The organism is Azospirillum lipoferum 4B, assembly GCF_000283655.1.
Lineage (GTDB): Bacteria > Pseudomonadota > Alphaproteobacteria > Azospirillales > Azospirillaceae > Azospirillum > Azospirillum lipoferum_C.
In genome coordinates, this window is the sequence record NC_016588.1 from 37405 (window position 1) to 55088 (window position 17684).

At 66.9% G+C, this 17684-nt stretch carries 16 protein-coding genes; 7 read left to right on the forward strand and 9 right to left on the reverse strand.

Annotated elements, in window-relative coordinates:
* Positions 1–38: 38 nt before the first annotated feature.
* From AZOLI_RS29215 to AZOLI_RS32015, 4 genes are all read left to right on the forward strand, one after another.
* Positions 39–371 (forward strand): hypothetical protein, encoded by a 333-nt coding sequence (locus tag AZOLI_RS29215; RefSeq protein WP_014189879.1) that lies wholly within the window; start codon positions 39–41, stop codon positions 369–371.
* On the forward strand, positions 368–1285 hold the full coding sequence (locus tag AZOLI_RS29220) for a C1q-like domain-containing protein (protein ID WP_014189880.1): 918 nt from the start codon (positions 368–370) through the stop codon (positions 1283–1285). The genes AZOLI_RS29215 and AZOLI_RS29220 overlap by 4 nt, the downstream gene beginning before the upstream one ends.
* Positions 1279–1497, forward strand: coding sequence for a hypothetical protein (locus AZOLI_RS29225; protein WP_014189881.1), 219 nt, complete (start codon positions 1279–1281; stop codon positions 1495–1497). Before AZOLI_RS29220 ends, AZOLI_RS29225 begins: the two co-directional genes overlap by 7 nt.
* A gap of 260 nt (positions 1498–1757) precedes the next feature.
* Positions 1758–2321, forward strand: coding sequence for a histidine phosphatase family protein (locus AZOLI_RS32015; protein WP_162488534.1), 564 nt, complete (start codon positions 1758–1760; stop codon positions 2319–2321).
* Between the two features lie 92 nt (positions 2322–2413).
* Here the strand turns inward: AZOLI_RS32015 and AZOLI_RS29235 are convergent, their stop codons facing one another.
* Positions 2414–3061 (reverse strand): sulfotransferase domain-containing protein, encoded by a 648-nt coding sequence (locus AZOLI_RS29235; protein ID WP_244442705.1) that lies wholly within the window; start codon positions 3059–3061, stop codon positions 2414–2416.
* A gap of 278 nt (positions 3062–3339) precedes the next feature.
* The gene (mtnA, locus tag AZOLI_RS29240; protein WP_014189885.1) at positions 3340–4431 is read right to left on the reverse strand and encodes an S-methyl-5-thioribose-1-phosphate isomerase; all 1092 of its coding nucleotides are present in this window, start codon (positions 4429–4431) and stop codon (positions 3340–3342) included.
* A gap of 286 nt (positions 4432–4717) precedes the next feature.
* Between mtnA and AZOLI_RS29245 the strand changes: the two genes are divergently transcribed.
* Complete coding sequence (locus AZOLI_RS29245) at positions 4718–5605, forward strand: S-methyl-5'-thioadenosine phosphorylase (protein WP_014189886.1); 888 nt, start codon at positions 4718–4720, stop codon at positions 5603–5605.
* Between the two features lie 87 nt (positions 5606–5692).
* Here AZOLI_RS29245 and AZOLI_RS29250 read toward each other — a convergent pair whose 3' ends face one another.
* The 4 genes from AZOLI_RS29250 to AZOLI_RS29270 all read right to left on the reverse strand — a co-directional run bounded on the left by AZOLI_RS29250 (position 5693) and on the right by AZOLI_RS29270 (position 10553).
* On the reverse strand, positions 5693–6862 hold the full coding sequence (locus tag AZOLI_RS29250; protein ID WP_014189887.1) for a DegT/DnrJ/EryC1/StrS family aminotransferase: 1170 nt from the start codon (positions 6860–6862) through the stop codon (positions 5693–5695).
* A gap of 155 nt (positions 6863–7017) precedes the next feature.
* Positions 7018–8088, reverse strand: coding sequence for an alpha-ketoacid dehydrogenase subunit beta (locus AZOLI_RS29255; protein ID WP_014189889.1), 1071 nt, complete (start codon positions 8086–8088; stop codon positions 7018–7020).
* On the reverse strand, positions 8075–9031 hold the full coding sequence (locus AZOLI_RS29260) for a thiamine pyrophosphate-dependent dehydrogenase E1 component subunit alpha (protein ID WP_014189890.1): 957 nt from the start codon (positions 9029–9031) through the stop codon (positions 8075–8077). The genes AZOLI_RS29255 and AZOLI_RS29260 overlap by 14 nt, the downstream gene beginning before the upstream one ends.
* Positions 9032–9605: 574 nt before the next feature.
* Entirely contained in the window at positions 9606–10553 is a 948-nt protein-coding gene (locus AZOLI_RS29270; protein ID WP_014189892.1) for an NAD-dependent epimerase/dehydratase family protein, read from the reverse strand.
* Positions 10554–10919: 366 nt separating this feature from the next.
* Here AZOLI_RS29270 and AZOLI_RS29275 point away from each other — a divergent pair, with 366 nt between their 5' ends.
* Entirely contained in the window at positions 10920–12191 is a 1272-nt protein-coding gene (locus tag AZOLI_RS29275; RefSeq protein WP_014189893.1) for an HAD-IIIA family hydrolase, read from the forward strand.
* 58 nt (positions 12192–12249) lie between these two features.
* Here AZOLI_RS29275 and AZOLI_RS29280 read toward each other — a convergent pair whose 3' ends face one another.
* The 3 genes from AZOLI_RS29280 to AZOLI_RS29290 all read right to left on the reverse strand — a co-directional run bounded on the left by AZOLI_RS29280 (position 12250) and on the right by AZOLI_RS29290 (position 16736).
* On the reverse strand, positions 12250–14289 hold the full coding sequence (locus AZOLI_RS29280) for an O-linked N-acetylglucosamine transferase family protein (protein WP_014189894.1): 2040 nt from the start codon (positions 14287–14289) through the stop codon (positions 12250–12252).
* Complete coding sequence (locus AZOLI_RS29285; RefSeq protein ID WP_014189895.1) at positions 14286–15839, reverse strand: tetratricopeptide repeat protein; 1554 nt, start codon at positions 15837–15839, stop codon at positions 14286–14288. Before AZOLI_RS29285 ends, AZOLI_RS29280 begins: the two co-directional genes overlap by 4 nt.
* Positions 15840–15911: 72 nt before the next feature.
* Complete coding sequence (locus AZOLI_RS29290) at positions 15912–16736, reverse strand: class I SAM-dependent methyltransferase (RefSeq protein ID WP_014189896.1); 825 nt, start codon at positions 16734–16736, stop codon at positions 15912–15914.
* Positions 16737–16961: 225 nt separating this feature from the next.
* Here AZOLI_RS29290 and AZOLI_RS29295 point away from each other — a divergent pair, with 225 nt between their 5' ends.
* Positions 16962–17678, forward strand: a complete 717-nt coding sequence (locus tag AZOLI_RS29295; protein WP_014189897.1) for a hypothetical protein — start codon at positions 16962–16964, stop codon at positions 17676–17678.
* Positions 17679–17684: the final 6 nt, after the last annotated feature.

Below are 17684 nucleotides of genomic sequence, written 5' to 3' on the forward strand. Positions count from 1 at the left end.
TCCTATATTGCGCCATATAGGAAAGGAAGCGGACCACCATGAAGGGATTGCTCCTCGCCACCGACGACATGGGGCGGTGTCTGGACGTGATCGGCGTGTCGGACAGCCGCCACACCCTGGTGATGGCCCCAGGGCAGGGCAAGACGCTGCCGGTGCCGGCCGGCGCCACGATGATGCTGGTCAACGCCACGGCCAATGTCTGGGTTCAGTATGACGGGCCGGCGGCCGTGCCGGTGGTGGACGATCTCGGCGGCGGGGCGCCGGAACTCAATCCGGGGCCGCGTTTCATCAAGGGGATCGCCGCCATCGGCATCAGCGCGGCACAGGCGTGCGAAGTGGGCGTGACGTTCTATCGGGGAGGCAGCCTGTGACCTCACGCTACAGTTTCGCGCCCGTCGGCGCGTCGACCGAGCGGCCGGTCTTCACCGGCACGGTGACTCTGCCGGCCGGCACCGCGGCGGCGCCGGGATTGGTCTTCGCCGGCGACGTCGCCACCGGCTTCTACCACGCCGCGCCCGGAACCGTCGGCCTGGCGGGAGCCTTGCAGGTCGACAGTCATCCAGTCTGGCATGCCGGGAACGATGGCGCCGGATCGGGCTGCGACGCCGACCTGCTCGACGGACAGCAGGGCAGCTATTACCAGCCGGCCGCCCCCAACCTGGGCGCGCTTGCCGGACTGGACACCGCCGTCGGGTTGGTCGAGCAGACCGGCTCCACCCTGTTCGCCAAGCGCCCGCTCGGCACCGGATCGGCTGGCGCGGTCCCCACCCTGGGCGACGCCGACGCCCGCTATGCCCGGCTGAGCGGAGCGACCTTCAGCGGCGCCTTGCGGAACACCGGACAGCCCGCCTTCCTGGCCTTCCTGTCGTCCCAGCAACTGAACGCAACGGGGGATGGAACGCTCTACACCATCCTGTGCGATGCCGAGGTTTTCGACCAGACCAACGCCCACAACCCGGCAACCGGGATCTTCACCGCACCGCTGACCGGTTTCTACCGGTTCGACTGCACGGTCTGCCTGATCGTCGGCGCGACGCACACGCGCGCCGAACTGATCCTGGAGACGAGCAACCGCCTGCATTTTCTTGGTCAGATCAACGCAGCGGCGCTGCGGGACGCGACCGGGAACGCGGTGATCATGACCGGCTCCCGCCTCGTGGACATGGACGCCGGGGACACCGCATTCATGCGGGTCAAGGTTTCGAACGGCACCAAAGGCGTGTCGGTGTTCGGCACGACGGCGGGTGCGATCTACACGTCTTTCTCAGGGAGGCTGGAATGCTGAGCGACCATCAGCGCGCCGTGCTGGCCGACATCGTCGTGGATCCGGACGCGTGGGCCGCCCATGTTCTGGATGAATTCGGGCCGGAGGCCGGCATGGCCCACCTGGAGGCCAAGGTCGCCCGGGCGGCCCCGGTGTACGAGGCCGCCCGCCGGACTCTGGGGTCCGCCTACCGAACGCGAGCCGAGCGCACCGCCTTGCCCGGCGGACCCTGATCTCATGATCAAGCTTGGGGTGCGATCACTTCAAACGATTTCGGTCGAAGCGATCACACCCCAAACAACGCCGTCAAATATTCACCAAGGCTTTCTATGAAAGAAAAAATCTTGGGGAGTTGCAATAAATAGCCTGTTGCTAGTTTAGCCTATTCAGCCAGCCGGCATACTGAAGATTCCTGTGGCGCTTTGCGTCCATTCCAAGTTAATTACCATTAATCTGCGCATTTGAAGGGAATTGACTGGTGACTCGGATATTTATGATTCGCCATGGCAAATCCGCGGCGGGCTTTGATGAAGCGCTCGATGCCGATCTGTCGGAGCTTGGGCATCGGCAGGCGGCAATTGCGGCTGCTGCGGTTGCCCGCCGGCTGCCTCCTATGCCGATCATTGCCTCTCCGTTTCAAAGAGCCAGAAGTACAGCGGAACCTTTGGCCAGAGCATGGCGCCAGCCAATGGCAATTTCCCCTGAGATTACTGAAATTCCAACGCCTCCTCATTTGGGAGAAGAAAATCTTGCGGCACGCCGTCCATGGCTTACCGCCATCATGGCCAGCCGATATGGAAATCTCGGCGATGACATTGAGATATGGCGTCAAAGCCTGATTGATTTCGTTGCGAATACGAAACAAGATTCTATCTTGTTTACCCACTACCTGACGATCAACGCCATCGTCGGGGCGGCGCAGAACGATGATCGAGTGGCTTTGTGCGACCCGGGATATTGTACTGTGACGGAGTTGGAGGTCTGTAGCGGTCAGATTTCCGTTATCGGCATCGGTCTCGACTACGATCTGCTCCCCGCTGTTCTCCCGGATGTCTAGTGGACTTGATGGATACTGCCAAGCTCACTTGTTTTAAGTTTGGCAGTACTCTTGTGCAAATCATGGGCGAAAGGGTGACGTGGACGGAGCGCTCAGACGCCGTCCACAGTGCGAGGCAAGCAGGGCTCGTAACCGAGGAGGGCAATTTCGGCGCCCAGTTCCTTGTCCCACGACTCCAGGGCTTCAGGCGAGAACAGGCGGCGCCATTCGCCTGAAACCCCTTTGCGGACGATATAACGATTTCTCACCATCTCGCCATCCGAACCGCGCGGGCGGTTGGACATGGCCTCGAAGGAGTATTTCGTGTCATAAAGAGAGCGAATCTTCTGCTCTAGTTCCGGATCGCGGGTAAATCCATAGAACTCAAGCACATCAAGCGTTACTCCAACAGTGTCCTGCTTAAGCTCGTCGAACTTTATGACCTTTATCGGCCTCTCTTGGGCCAGGGCGACCCACTTGCATGCCTCTCGGATCGTGTTGGCGAAATTACCGTAAGCCAATCCGTGCAGTGTCTCCCGCAGCTTTGCTCGATCGACAATCCCGCGGAAAATGTGATCCTCGAGATACGAAATAGCCACATCACGAGGGTCTCTTTGCAAGAAAACAATCGATACTTCTTCGCGCTCGAAAAATGGGATGAAGAAGTCTGAATTATTGTGTGTCCAATGAAAATAAGGGCCCGGCGGCGGATCGTCGACGAGGCGTCTGGTCGATTCCGGTCCATAATTCAGGACGTTCACGTGTGTCGTCCTGAGATAATCCTCCAGAATCGGCACTATTGCTGAGGATCCTGAGTAAAATAAATTACAGAAGACCAAATTCTTCATTTCTTCCTCAGAATCGGAGCAAATGGCTATGCTGAAAGGTATAGCAATCCCCGTGTCACATACCAATGGGAATCTTCCTGCCTGGAAGACAATGGAGCGTCGGGCCTCAGTGTCACGATGGCATCCGCTGGACAAGGGCAAGGGAAACCGTCCTCCGGCAGAAGCGACACCGGGTTTACGCGGCTCGAAGCTCAGCCCCGCTCCGGAAACAGCCCGAGCAGCCCGTCGCGCGTGGCCGGGCAGACGCCGCGCTCGGTGATCAGGCCGGTCACCAGCCGCGCCGGGGTCACGTCGAAGGCGTAGTTTGCGACCGGGCTGCCGTCGGGGGTGACGCGCACCGTCTCGATCCGGCCGTCGGCGGTGCGGCCGGTCAGCTCGCTCACCTCGCGGCCGTCGCGCTCCTCGATGGGAATCTCCCGCACCCCGTCGGCGATGGTCCAGTCGATGGTCGGCGAGGGCAGCCCGACATAGAAGGGCACGCCGTTGTCGTGCGCGGCCAACGCCTTCAGATAGGTGCCGATCTTGTTGCAGACGTCGCCGGTCGCGGTGGTGCGGTCGGTGCCGACGATGCACAGGTCGACCTTGCCATGCTGCATCAGATGGCCGCCGACATTGTCGGCGATCACGGTGTGGGGAACGCCGTGGTGCTTCAGCTCCCAGGCGGTCAGGCTGGCGCCCTGGTTGCGCGGCCGCGTCTCGTCCACCCAGACATGCAGCGGGATGCCCTGCTCGAAGGCGGCATAGACCGGGGCAAGCGCCGTGCCCCAGTCGACGGTGGCGAGCCAGCCGGCATTGCAGTGGGTCAGCACATTCACCGGCTCACCCGGCGCCTTGCGCTCCGCCGCGGCGCGGATCAAGGCGGCGCCGTGCAGGCCGATGGCGCGGTTGATCTCCACATCCTCGTCGGCGATGGCCGCTGCTTCCGCCTCGGCCGCGCCGACGCGTTGCGCTTCCGGCAGCGGCGCCAGCAGGCCGCGCATGCGCTCCAGCGCCCAGCGCAGGTTCACCGCCGTCGGCCGGGTCGCCAGCAGGGTGGCGCAGGCGCGCTCCAGCCCGCGGTCGCTGGCGTCGGCGCGCAGGGCCAGCGCCACGCCATAGGCGGCGGCGGCACCGATCAGCGGGGCGCCGCGCACCAGCATGGCGCGGATGGCGTGGGCGGCCTCCTCCAGGCCGGTCAGGCGGACGACGGCGAAATCATGCGGCAGCCGGGTCTGGTCGATGATGGCGACGACGCCGTCGCCCTCCGGCCAGATGGTGCGATAGGCCGCCCCGTCGATCCGCATGACATGACACTCCATCAAAAGCCGGACTGGTCAAAACCGGATTGGTTCCAGAGCCGAGCTGGCGAGATTAGGTGGTGGACGGCCCGGCATCAATGCACTTGTGGCGGGAGGCCGCAGCCCCAGGGTCGCCGAATGCGACATCCTGCGCGTCAGGGGAAGCGTCCTGGGAAATGCCTGCGGGATCCTGCGGCGACCGGTGGTTTTCTGCACTCCGCCCGAGGTCCGCTGTTGCTTTCTCCCGGTGTGCTCGGAATAGTCCCACCAGCTTCAGCGGAGAGAGCGGGACATGAGCAACGGTGCAGTTGGCGAAACGGTTTTGGGCGTGATCGGCGGCAGCGGCCTTTACGACATCGACGGGCTGGAGAACACCCGCTGGGTCAAGGTGACGACCCCCTTCGGCGACCCGTCCGACGAGCTGCTGACCGGCGAACTGGCGGGCCAGAGGCTGGTCTTCCTGCCGCGCCACGGCCGTGGCCACCGCATCCCGCCGTCGGAGTTGAATTTCCGCGCCAACATCCACGCGCTGAAGCAGCTGGGCGTGACCGAGATCCTGTCGGTCTCCGCGGTCGGCTCGCTGAAGGAGAATCTGCCGCCCGGCACCTTCGTGGTGATCGACCAGTTCATCGACCGCACCTTCGCCCGCGACAAGACCTTCTTCGGCAGCGGGCTGGTCGCCCATGTGGCGCTGGGCCATCCGGTCTGCGGCCGGCTGGGCGACCTGATCGAGCAGGCGCTGGTCGAGCTGGACATCCCGCACCAGCGGCGCGGCACCTACATGGTGATGGAGGGGCCGCAATTCTCCACCGTCGCCGAATCGAACCTCTACCGCAGCTGGGGCTGCGACGTCATCGGCATGACCAACATGCCGGAGGCCAAGCTCGCCCGCGAGGCGGAGATGTGCTACGCGACCGTCGCCATGGTCACCGACTACGACTGCTGGCACGACGGGCACGACCATGTGTCGGTCGATGCGGTGATCAAGGTGGTGGTCGCCAACGCCGGCAAGGCGCGGTCGCTGGTCTCGGCCCTGGCGCCGAAGGTGGCGCGGCGCGAGGGCGCCTGCGCCCAGGGCTGCCACACCGCGCTCGACAACGCCATCATGACCGCCCCCGGCCACCGCGACCCGGCGATGCTGGAAAAGCTGTCGCTGATCGTGAAGCGCACGCTGGGCTGATCCGCCGGCTGATCCGTCATGCGCAAATGAAAACGGCGCCCGCTCCCTGGGGAAGCGGGCGCCGTTTTCATTTTCAGATCGAGGATCTCAGCGGCAGGCCGCGTCGAGAACCTTGTGCAGGCGGGTGATCTGTTCGTCGAGCGGGAAGGGATGGTTGCCGACGAAGAAGCCCTGGTCATGCGCCAGATTGGCGTTCTCGACGCCGCCGACCACCTCGTAATCGTAATGCTTGATCACGTCGTGGCGCAGGAAGCAGCCGCCGGTGATGATGCGGAAGCCGATGTCGGCCTCGGTCAGGGCGGCGAACACCGCCTTGCGGTCCTGCGGGCGCTTCGGGTTCAGGATGATGGTGAAGCTGAAGCAGGAGCTCTTGCCGTTCTCGCGCTGGATGATGAAGCGCTCATCCCCGGCGAACAGCGACTGGAACAGGGCCAGGTTCTTGCGGCGCGCCTCGGTGAAGGCGGGCAGCTTCTTCAACTGCTCCAGGCCGACGGCACCCTCCATCTCCAGCGGACGGACGTTGTAGCCGGGCAGGATGAAGCGGTAGGCCTCGAAATGGTCGTTGCCGCCGCGCTGGTACAGCGGGGTGTCGTGCGGCAGGTCGCGGGTCCAGCCATGGGCGCGCATCGCCTTGACCAGATGGTAGAGTTCCAGGTCGTCGGTCAGCACCATCCCGCCTTCCATGGTCGAGATGTGGTGCGAGAAGAAGAAGCTGAAGGTGTTCAGGTCGCCGAAGGTGCCGGTCTTCTTGCCGCCCAGCTCGGCATCCATCGATTCGCAGTTGTCCTCGATGAAGTACAGCCCATGCTCGTCGGCGAAGCGGCGCATCACGTCGAGCGCTGCCGGGTTGCCCAGGATCGACACCGCCATGATCGCGCGGGTGCGCGGCGTCAGCGCCTGCTCCAGCTTGGAAACGTCCATGTTCAGCGTGTCGAGCTCGACGTCGATGAACTTCAGCTTCAGGCCGTACTGCTGCAGCGGGTGGTAGGTGGTGGCCCAGGAGATCGCCGGGACGATCACCTCGTCGCCGCGCTGGAGCGGACGCTCCTTCTTGTAGAACAGGGCGGCGACCGCAACCAGATTGGCCGAAGAGCCCGAATTGACCATCACGGCGTATTTGGCGCCGAAATAGTTGGCGAAGGCCGCTTCGAAGGCGGCGACATTCTCGCCCATGGTGAAGCGCCCGCTCTTCACCACGCGCTGGATCGCCTCAACCTCTTCCTCGCCCCAAGTCGGCGCGGCAAGCTCATAGAACATGGATCATCCCCGGATGGTTCGGACGGCGGGACGAAGGCCTTCCCCGCGCGCCGCAGACGTGAGTGATAAAGACGGGGGAGGGCGTTCCGCGCAACCACCCGCTCCGGGGGACGCGTGGAAGCACCCCCCGGAATGGAGCCCTTCAACGGCCCCTCTTAGAACGGACCCTTGAACTGTGCCTGATAGGCCAGCCGCGCGTGTTCGGGATCCGGGCGCCAGGGCGAGCCGTTCGGGCGGGCCATGGCATAGGCCGCCTCGGCGATGGTCGAGGGGTTGGGGTAGAAATGCTGTTCCAGCGCCGGCGTGGTCGGGCAGGTGGTGGGGGCGAAGCCCATGCGGCGGATCTGCAGCGGCCCGGAGCCGCCCAGACGTTCCGACACCTGGGAGGCGATCTCGGCACTGGCGCCGCAGTTGATCCAGCTGTTGTCGACCACCAGCAGCCGGCGGGTGCGGGCCACGGAGTCCACGATGGTATCGATGTCCAGCGGAACCAGCGTGATCGGGTCGATCAGGTCCACGCCGACATCCACCTCGCGCAGCAGCTCGGCGGCGCGCAGGCATTCGATCGCCATGTTCGACACGCCGACGACGGTGATGTCCCCGCCCTCCAGCATGCGGCGGGCCCGGCCGAACTCGACCGTGTAGGGGGCCTCAGGCACCGGCGCCTCGGTCGGATAGAGCAGGCGGTGCTCCATGAAGATGACCGGGTTGTCGTCGCGGATGGCCGCGATCATGCAGCCCTTGGCGTCATAGGCGTTGGACGGCGCCACCACCTTCAGCCCCGGCACATGCATGAACATCGAATGCAGGCCTTGGGAATGCTGCGCGCCCTGGCCCCAGGACTTGCCGATCATCGACCGGGCGACCATCGGCACCTTGACGGCACCGCCATACATGTAATGGGCCTTGGCCGCCATGTTGACGAGCTGGTTCATGCACAGCAGCAGGAAATCCATGCGGATGTGGACATGGATCGGCCGCATCCCGGCCATGGCGGCGCCGATGGCGACGCCGGTCATCGCGTCTTCCGACAAGGGCGTGGTGAAGATGCGCTCCGGCCCGAAGCGCTCCAGCAGGCCACGGGTCGACCCCTGGATCGCCTTGTGGTCGTCGACGTCGAGACCGAAGACGAAGACGCTCTCGTCGCGCGCCATTTCCTGGGATACGGCCTCGGCCAGGGCGTCGACGTAGCGGAGCTGGCGCGTCGCGGCGTTAGGCGAAGACATGACGGTACAGCTCCTCGGCGGCGGGGAAGGGGCTTTGCTCGGCGAAGGCGACGGCGGCGTCGATGGCGGCCTGGGCTTCCGCCTCGATGGCGGCGCGTTCCGCCTCCGGCAGCAGGGCGGCGATGCGCGGCACTTCGTCGCGGGCTTCCCACGGCTCCATTTCCGTCCGCGGACGGTAGCCCTGGTCGTAATCCTCGTTCGGGCCGACATGCTCGCGCCAGCGGTAGGCGTGGCATTCGATCAGCGCCGGCCCTTCGCCGCGGCGCAGCTTGTCCACCAGCTCGGCCGCGGTGTCGCGGACCTCGAACAGGTCGCCGGACGTGATCTTGCGCGCATCGATGCCGAAGGTGGCCACCCGCTCGCAGAAGCGGTCGGTCGCCCAGCGCTTCGACTGCGGCTCGTGGATGGCGTAGAAGTTGTTCTCGCAGACGAACAGGATCGGCAGCTTATGCAGCGCCGCGAAGTTCAGCGTCTCATAGAAGCAGCCCTCCTCCGACGCGCCGTCGCCGAAGAAGGCGACGACGACCCGGTCGGTCTTCTGCCGCTTCAGGGCGAGGGCGTAGCCGGCGGCGATCGGGATCGTCGTGCCGACCACGGCGGAGGCGCCGAGCACATTGGCCTTGGTGTCGATCAGATGCATGGATCCGCCGCGTCCGGCGGCGCTGCCGGTCGCCTTGCCGTACATCTCGGCCATCATCGCGGCCGGATCGCCGCCCTTCGCCAGATAGGCGGCATGTCCCCGGTAGGTGCCCGACACGGCATCGTCCGGCCGCAGAACGTCGCAGACGCCGACCGAGATGAATTCCTGGCCGATGGAGAGGTGCACCGGGCTCTTGATCCTGTCCGAAGGGTAGATCGCAGCCACCCGCTCTTCGTAATGGCGGATGAAGTAGAGGGAGCGGTACAGCCTAGCGATGGTCTCCGGGGTATACTGGGATGTCATTGATACGGATCCCGCGAAGAGATGAAGAGGGGCCACGATCCAGTCGCGATGATGAGGCTGCACGCAAAGACCTTTTGCCGAAGGTCGAAGGCACGCCGCCGGATCCCACGCCACATCGAATAGCATACGCCAAAGGCCACATGCTTTTACCCCGCCATTCCGCAATGAATCAAGGGTTCCTGCAGGACCGCCATTTGTCCGGTAAATAATCCATTGCCATCGTCACTGGACGATATCCCAGGTGGGGAAGGCCTGTTACGGCGTTATAATATGGGAATATGTGAGTATGTGGGGCGGCCGGCTCCATAGGTCGCTGATTTTCAGGATTTTCCCCCTTTCCCGTTGGGCCGACACTTCTTTCAGCGTCATCCCCGCGAAGGCGGGGATCCAGGCTTACCCATTGGTTCTGCTTGGAAAACCCTGGATCCCCGCCTTCGCGGGGATGACGGTCGACAAGAGATGCGCTTGGCTTCGACAGCAAGCGAACCCGTAAGTCAGCGCCTATGGACGGCCGGATCCGATCTTCCAGCCCGGCCGGCCCCATATGCCCTTCCGGATAACGATGCTACGGCGATCAGACGACGTTGCCGTAGACCGCGTTTCGGATCATGCGATAGCCCTTGATCAACTCCTGGATGCCGTCATCCAGCGAGAAGGCCGGCTTGTAGCCCGTCGCCTCGATCCGTTCGTTGGAGACGATGTAATCGCGCTTGTCCGGATCCTCGCCGATCGGCGCCTCCAGGAAGACGAACTTCGGCAGGTGCTTGTGGATCCGCTCGCACAGCTCCCACTTCGACAGGTTGGCGTCGGACAGGCCCACATTGTAGGGGCGGCCCTGCATCGTCTCGAAATTCTCCAGCCCGTGCAGGAAGGCGCGGGCCACGTCGCGGACATGGATGTAGTTGCGCTTGAAGTGCGGCTCGAACAGCACCACGGCGCGGTCGTTGACGGCGCGGTAGACGAAGTCGTTGACCAGCAGGTCGATGCGCATGCGCGGCGCCATGCCGAACACGGTGGCCAGACGGAAGCTGATCGAGTTGCCGCGGTCCAGCACCGCCTTCTCGGCCTCGACCTTGGTCCGGCCATAGAGCGAGATCGGATTCAGCGGGCTGTCTTCGGTGCAGAACTTGCCCTGTTCCCCGACCCCGTAGCCGGAGTTGGTGACCGGCATCACCAGGCGCTGCGACGGCGACAGGATCCTGGTGAGGGTGACCACCGCGTCGCGGTTGATGGTCTCGGCCCCGATCTTGTCGGCGTCGCACAGCGGGGCGCCCACCAGCGCCGCCAGCGGGATGACGACGTCGGCGGTCTTCGTCAGGCTGCGCAGGGTGGCTTCGTCACGGGCGTCGCCGCGGACCAGATCGAATTTCGGATGGGCGCAGACATGGCTCAGCGACGCCTGGCGGAACATGAAGCTGTCGAGCACGGTTACCGAATGGCCGGCGTCGAGCAGCGCCGGGACCATGATCGAGCCGAGATAGCCGGCACCGCCGGTGACGAGGATGTTCAGAGACTGGGACATGATATGACCTCTACCGACAAGACGGAGCAGCCGCCGTCAGCGGCACGGGGCACGCGGCGAGCGGCGGGATAGGCGGACGGCGCTGGGCCGGTCGGAAGCCGGCGAAGCCAACGGAACGAGCCGCGGCATTGGTAGTCCGGCAACCGTTGAGGGCGCAAGGCTTGTGTGGGCACCGGCACCTGCCGGCGCGGGCAGGCGTCCGCGTCCGGTCAACGCACCTCTCCGGCCCCGTCGCGGCATGCCTCGGCATGCCAGGACATGTGGCGGCATGAGGCCTGGACGGGCGGAAAGACGCCGTGATAGGTGGATCGTCCCCACTCCCGGCTCACCCCCGGCCCACCCCCGACATAGAACGCGCATCGCCCCATGAGCATGCCCACCCCCGCCCCCGCCGACAATTCCGCCCTGCCGCCGCTTCCCCGCCAATGCGTCATCCTGGTCGGCGGCCTCGGCACCCGGCTGGGGGACCGCACGCGCCTGACGCCGAAGCCCCTGCTGGAGGTGGCGGGCAAGCCCTTCCTCGATCACCTGATCGGCAACCTCGCCCGTTTCGGCTTCGAGCGGGTGCTGCTGCTGGGCGGTTACCGGGGCGAGGTGCTGCGCGACTATTGCGCTGCGGCGGCCACGGAGGATGGCCGGTCGAGCCGCTTCGGCGTTGCGCTCTCCTGCCTGATCGAGGGGGAGCCGGCCGGCACCGGCGGCGCCCTGGTCCAGGCCGGCGACGCCCTGGACGAGCGCTTCCTGCTGCTGAACGGCGATTCCTTCTTCGACATCAACTATCTGGATCTGACGGCGCCGCTCGGCGACGGGATGCTGGCGCGGGTGGCGCTGCGCCGGGTGGAGGATGCGGCGCGCTACGGCGCCGTCCGCCTGGAGGGCGAGCGGATCCGCGCCTTCGCCGAACGGCCGGAGCAGGGGGGCGAGGGTCTCATCAACGGCGGCATCTATTGGATGGACCGCCGCATCCTCGACCATATTCCAGCCGGCCCCTGCTCGCTGGAGCGCGACGTGCTGCCCGGGCTGGCCGAACGGGGCGAGTTGGCCGGGCGCTGCTATGACGGCGCCTTCATCGACATCGGCATTCCCCAGGATCTGGCGCGGGCCGATGCTCTCGCGGCCGAATGGCACCGGCGTCCGGCCGCCTTCCTCGACCGCGACGGGGTGCTGAACCGCGATCACGGCTATGTCCACCACCGGGGCCATTTCGAGTGGGTCGACGGGGCGATGGAGGCCGTCAAGCTGCTGAACGATCGCGGCTATTACGTCTTCCTCATCACCAACCAGGCGGGCGTCGCCCACGGCCATTATGACGAGGAGGCGATCCACGCCCTCCATGGCTGGATGCGGGAGGAGTTGCGCCGCAACGGCGCCCATCTCGACGATGTCCGCTATTGCCCCTACCACCCGGAGGGGGCGGTGGAGCGCTATCGCCGCGTTTCGGACTGGCGCAAGCCGGAGGCGGGCATGCTGCGCGACCTGATGGCGCATTGGCCGGTGGACCGCACTGCCAGCTTCGTCATCGGCGACCGCGACACCGACATGGCGGCGGCGCGGGCCACCGGCATTCCGGGCCACCTCTTCACCGGCGGCAACCTGCTGGAGCGCGTGCGCGCCATTCTGGGTGAGCACGGGGGCTGAAGCCCCCTGGGGTGAAAACGGGGGCTGGGCGCCCCCTTTTCCCTTCAGCCGGCTTTCGTCAGCCCGCCGGCAGGATAAAGCCCTGCGGCGGCCGGCCGGCGCCGTGCAGCGACCACATGACCTGATAGGCGCGTTCCAGGTTGCGGGTGAAGCGGTGGCTGTCGAACAGCGGCACCGTCATCCGCCCGTCCTCCAGCCGTTTGCGCAAGGCCGCTCGCCGTCCGGGATCGCCGGCGAGCGCCACCGCCATCTCCTCATACTCGGCCAGCGAGCGGGTGACGGTGTCGGGCAGGCCGGCGGCGTTCAGCAGGCTGGCCGCCACCCGCGAGGCGAAGGTGCCGCCCAGGCAGGTCACCACCGGACAGCCCGCCCACAGCGCGTCGCTGGTGGTGGTGTGGCCGGTGTAGGGCAGGGTGTCGAGCGCCAGATCGGCCACCCGGTAGCGGGCGATGTGGTCCGGCAGCGGGCGGGGCGGGGCGAAGACCAGCCGGGCCGGATCGACGCCCTGGGCCTGGGCCGACGCCGTCAGGTTGGCGGCCGCCAGCGGGTTGGCCTCGAACAGCCACAGCACCGATCCCGGCACGCGCTTCAGGATGCGCATCCACAGGGCGAACATGGCGGGGCTGATCTTGTAGGCGGTGTTGAAGGCGGCGAAGACGACGCCGTCCGCCGGCAGGCCGCACTCGGCGCGGGACGGCACCCGGTCCGGCAGCGGACGGCGGCGGTCGTTGATCTGGTAGGCGTCGGGCAGGATCGCCAGCCGCTCGGCATAGAAGGGCTGGTGCTCCGGCGGGGTGACGAAGCGGTCGCCGATCACATAATCCATGTGCGGACAGCCGATGGTGCCGGGATAGCCCAGGTAACTGACCTCGATCGGTGCCAGCCGGCGCGACAGCAGGTCGAGCCGGGTCTGCTTCGTGTAGCCCTTCAGGTCGACCATGATGTCGACGCCGTCGTCGGCCATGCGGCGGGCGACGGCATCGAGCGGCACGCTGCGGATGTCGCGGAAATGGTCGAAGGCCTGGACCAGCCGTTTGCGCATCGCGCTGCCGTCGTCGGGTCCGTAGGAATAGGCCAGCACCTCGAACCGCTCGCGGTCATGCAGCTCGAACAGCTCGGCCGCCAGATAGGCGGTGGCGTGCTCGTGGAAATCGGCCGAGACATAGGCGATGCGCAGCCGGCCGTCGCGTCGCGGATCCGGCCGCGCCGGCATCGGCACCGACGAGGCGCGCTTGATCAGCCGGTCGAAGAACATCCGGGCGGCGCGGTCCTGCTGGGCCGGCGTGGTATCGATCGACAGGGCGGCGAGCGGGATGACCACGCCGACGTCGCGGTCGATGGTGTCCGTCACCATCCGGCAAAGACGGTCGTAGTCGGTCCAGGCGCACAGCGTCTGCTTGAGATACAGGTGATAGCACAGCGCCTCGGTCTTGGCCGGGGTCAGCGCCACCGCCCGCTCGTAGGCCGTGTGCGCCTCGGCGAAGCGTCCCAGCTCGCGCAGGACATGGGCATAGCCCAGCATCGCCTCGCCATGGGCGGGATCGGCGATCAGCGCCCGGCGCAGCGCGCGCTCGGCCTCCGCCACGCGATGGCCTTCGCGCAGGGCCACGCCGAGGTTGGCGGCGGCGAGCGCGTCGATCGGCCGCAGCCGCAGCGCGCGGGCGAAGTCGGTTGCCGCCCCGTCGCGGTCGCCCAGCGTCAGCCGGGCCGAACCGCGGTTGATGTAGCCTTCCGCTGCGGCGGGCCCCAGCAGGACGCAACGGTCGTGCGCCGCCAGCGCCTCTCCCATGCGGCCCAGCGACTGCAGCACGGTCCCGAGATTGCCGTGGCTGTCGGCAAGGTCGGACCGGACGGAGATCGCCTGCCGCAGGATGCTTTCCGCCTCCTGCGGCCGGTTCTGCATCATCACCGACACGCCCAGCAGCTGGAGGATCTCGCCCTGGTTGGGAACGGCATTCAGGATCGCCCGGCACAGCCGCTCGGCTTCCGCGGCCCGGCCGGCCCGGAAATGGTCGAGCGCCAGCCGCGCCGCCTCGGTGAGGGTCATGGTCCCCGGGGGCGGTGCGGAGGGTGCGGCGGAGGCCGTTCCGGCGGTCATCGCCCGCCCTCCGGGGCGGAGAGCGCCGCCACTTCCGCTGCCACATCGGCCGTCACCCTGGCCATCACCTCGGCCCAGTCGTTGGACGTCGCCTGACGGAACAGGCGCATGGTCGGATACCAGGGGCTGTCGAGCCGGTCGCGCATCCAGCGCCAGTCGGCGAACCATTTCAGCACCACCCAGGTCGGCCGCCCCATGGCGCCGGCGAGATGGCAGACCGAGGTGTCGCAGGTGATGACCAGATCGAGGTTGGCCATCACCGCGGCGGTGTCGAGGAAGGCGTCCGGGCCGGCGTCGAAATCCGCCCCCAGTTCGGTCACCGCCACCCGGTCGCGCAGCCGCTCCAGGTGATCGAGGCCCGACACCTTCTGCAGGCTGTAGAGCCGGACGCCGGGCAGCCGGCCCATCGCCTCGAAGCACTCCAGCGGGATCGACTTGCCGGTCTCGTTGCCGTGCCAGTTGATGCCGACGCGCAAGGCCGGGCGCTCGCCGCCCTCCAGCCGGTCCAGCCGCTCCGCCCAGCGGGCCGCCAGCTCCGGTTCGGCCCGGATATAGGGCACGCCGCCGGGAACATTGTCCGGCGTGGTGCCCAGCCGGTGCATCAGGCTCATCAGCGAGACGTGGTAGTCGTAGGCCGGCAGCGGCTCGCCGAAGGCGAACAGCCCGTCCAGGTCGGGGGCGGTCGACAGCACGCGCTTCAGCGCCGGCTGGCATTCGTAGAGCACCCGCGCGCCCATCCGCTTCAGCACGCCGGCATAGCGGATATACTGGAAGGAATCGCCCAGCCCCTGCTCGAAATGCACCAGCAGGGTCTTGCCCGCCAGCGGCTGGCCCTGCCACAGCACGCCCGGCATGTTGCGCTTGCGCCAGACCCCCTGCTCCAGCCGGCCTTCGTAGGCGACGGTGCCGTTGGGATAGTCGCCGGCCATCAGCAGGCAGGTGCCGAGATTCTTGCGGTATTCCGGCTTGCCGACGTCGATGGCGAGCGCGCGGCGGTAGTTCAGCGCCGCCTCCGGCGGATGGCCGAGGCTGAGATTGACGGCGCCGAGATTGTTGTAGTTGACGGCCACGTCCGGCTCGGCGGCAAGCGCAAGCCGGTAGGTGGCGCGCGCCCGTTCTCCGTCGCCGGTGAACATGAACAGGTTGCCGAGGGTCAGCAGTGCGCCCGGATAATCCGGCTTCTGGCGAGCCAGTTCCCGGAAGGCGACCAGCGCATGGTCGAAGTTGCGCTGGTCCATCAGGATGCCGCCCAGCGCGTTCAGCACGTCCGGATAGGCGGAACGCAGGCGCAGCGCCTGGCGCAGCGGCTCCATCGCCTCCTCCGGCCGGCCGGCGGCACGCAGGCAGAGGCCGAGGTTGCCGTGCAGGGTGGCGACGCCGGGATGCTCTTCGGCCAGTCGGCGGAAGGTCGCGGCCGCTTCGTCGAAGCGGCCGGCCTGGAACAGGACGGCGGCGCCGTTGAAGGCCTCGATGAAGGCCGGTGAGAACTCGGAAATGGCAACCCCCAACGCTTCGCCCGACTGCCTGCCGCACGGATGGATCCGCCGCATGGAACCGCGGCTTCTTACCCCAAGAGCCCGGCAGGCGGCAATAAAGGGCTGCCCTGTTCAGCCTCCGCGGGACTATTCCCGCGGCTTGCGGCCGATCGCCGCCCAGGAGATCTCGTTGACCCAGGCAAGCTGCACGTCTTCCAGCCCGGCGCCCGTCATCAGCGCCTCCACCTCGTCGCGGCGCCAGTAATTGGCGATCTTCGGCAGCATCTGGTCGAAGACGATGGAACGCAGATGCGCGAAGTCGAAGCGGCGGATCAGGCGGAAATATTCCAGCCGGTCCAGCCCCAGCCGCAGGGCCAGCCACAGAAGCGCGGTCGGCGGCAGGGACAGCGCATGGACCAGCCCGATCGGCAGGCGGCTGAACAGCGCCTTGCGCAGCGGGTCGGCGAAGCGGACGATCCAGCCGTTGTTCTCGCGGCCATAGACCCAGATCATCACCCGCCCGCCGGGCTTCACCGCGCGCACCATGTTGGCGAGCGCCGTTTCCGGGTGGGCCAGATGGTGGATGACGCCGATGGAGAAGGCGAGGTCGAAGCGTTCCACCTCGTTCAGCTCATAGGCGCTCTGGCGGCGCACCTCCATCGCCCGGTGCGGCGCCAGGGTGGCGCGGGCCGAGGCCAGGCTGCGCTCGTCGATGTCGATGGCCAGCCCGCCGGCCGCGCCGTAGCTCATCGGCCAGTGGCTGTTGCGCCCCATGCCGCAGCCGACGTCGACGAAGGTCAGGCCGCGCCAGTCCTCCGGTTTCAGGAAGGGCGTCCAGCGGCGGAACTGCTCCTCGTAGATGTCCTTCAGCTCGGCATAGCGGCCCCACTCGTAGCCGAAGCGGTCGGCCGACCCGCTGTGCACCGCGGAGGCGGTGTCGGGAGCGGCGGAAGGGGGCGGCGCTTCGCTCATCGCGGCGGTCCGGTGTTGTGGGTGGGGCAAGGGCGGGGTGTGGGCGGGCGGTATGGCGGCTATCGGTAGAAGCCGGGGGGCGGGCTTGTCAAGCCGGGCCGCCCGTTTCGCTTGTCCTGTGCCGGCGCGCGACGCTGTCCGCCAGTCGCCGAACGGCGACGCTGTCCGCCAGTCGCCGAACGGCGACGCTGTCCGCTTGTCGCCGTCCGCCGGTTTATGCCAAACATGGGCGCCGTCGATGCGGACGGCATATTGGCGGCCTCGGAAGACATGATCGCGATATTGGCGCACCGCGGGTTCTGGACGGAACCGGCCGAAAAGAACAGCCGGGAGGCGCTCGAGCGGGCGTTCCGCGAAGGCTTCGGCATCGAGACCGACATCCGCGACCGGAACGGCGCGCTGGTCGTCAGTCATGATCCTCCGGCAGGCGACGGCCTGATGTCCTTCGACGAGTTGCTGGAGCTGTACGGGCGCCATGCGCCCCGGGCAGATGGCCAGGGGGCAGGTGGCCGGGCCGGAACGCTGGCGCTCAACATCAAGGCCGACGGCCTCCAGGGGCCGCTGCTCGATGCCCTGGCGCGCCATGGCGTCGACGACTGGTTCGTGTTCGACATGGCGGTGCCCGACGGCATCCTCTATCTGCGCCGCGGCGCCGTCGCCTACACCCGGCAGAGCGAATATGAGCGGGAGCCGTCCTTCTACGAGCGGGCAGCCGGCGTCTGGCTCGACGCCTTCGAGAGCGACTGGATCGACGCCGCCGCGATCGAGCGGCATTTGGCCGCGGGCAAGCGCGTTGCCCTCGTCTCGCCCGAACTGCACGGACGCCCCCATGCCGCCGCGTGGGAAAGCTGGAAGGCGGTCGCGACCCGGGCTGAACCCGGCATGTTGGCCCTCTGCACCGATTTCCCCGACAAGGCGCGCGAGTTCTTCGATGCCCCCTGAAACGCC

Bases quoted from the DNA above. Each gene is read 5' to 3' on its own strand.
- AZOLI_RS29215 (WP_014189879.1), top strand. From the start codon at position 39: ATGAAGGGATTGCTCCTCGCCACCGACGACATGGGGCGGTGTCTGGAC.
- AZOLI_RS29225 (WP_014189881.1), top strand. From the start codon at position 1,279: ATGCTGAGCGACCATCAGCGCGCCGTGCTGGCCGACATCGTCGTGGAT.
- AZOLI_RS32015 (WP_162488534.1), top strand. From the start codon at position 1,758: ATGATTCGCCATGGCAAATCCGCGGCGGGCTTTGATGAAGCGCTCGAT.
- mtnA (WP_014189885.1), bottom strand. From the start codon at position 4,431: ATGCGGATCGACGGGGCGGCCTATCGCACCATCTGGCCGGAGGGCGAC.
- AZOLI_RS29245 (WP_014189886.1), top strand. From the start codon at position 4,718: ATGAGCAACGGTGCAGTTGGCGAAACGGTTTTGGGCGTGATCGGCGGC.
- AZOLI_RS29250 (WP_014189887.1), bottom strand. From the start codon at position 6,862: ATGTTCTATGAGCTTGCCGCGCCGACTTGGGGCGAGGAAGAGGTTGAG.
- AZOLI_RS29255 (WP_014189889.1), bottom strand. From the start codon at position 8,088: ATGTCTTCGCCTAACGCCGCGACGCGCCAGCTCCGCTACGTCGACGCC.
- AZOLI_RS29260 (WP_014189890.1), bottom strand. From the start codon at position 9,031: ATGACATCCCAGTATACCCCGGAGACCATCGCTAGGCTGTACCGCTCC.
- AZOLI_RS29270 (WP_014189892.1), bottom strand. From the start codon at position 10,553: ATGTCCCAGTCTCTGAACATCCTCGTCACCGGCGGTGCCGGCTATCTC.
- AZOLI_RS29275 (WP_014189893.1), top strand. From the start codon at position 10,920: ATGAGCATGCCCACCCCCGCCCCCGCCGACAATTCCGCCCTGCCGCCG.
- AZOLI_RS29280 (WP_014189894.1), bottom strand. From the start codon at position 14,289: ATGACCGCCGGAACGGCCTCCGCCGCACCCTCCGCACCGCCCCCGGGG.
- AZOLI_RS29285 (WP_014189895.1), bottom strand. From the start codon at position 15,839: ATGCGGCGGATCCATCCGTGCGGCAGGCAGTCGGGCGAAGCGTTGGGG.
- AZOLI_RS29290 (WP_014189896.1), bottom strand. From the start codon at position 16,736: ATGAGCGAAGCGCCGCCCCCTTCCGCCGCTCCCGACACCGCCTCCGCG.
- AZOLI_RS29295 (WP_014189897.1), top strand. From the start codon at position 16,962: ATGGGCGCCGTCGATGCGGACGGCATATTGGCGGCCTCGGAAGACATG.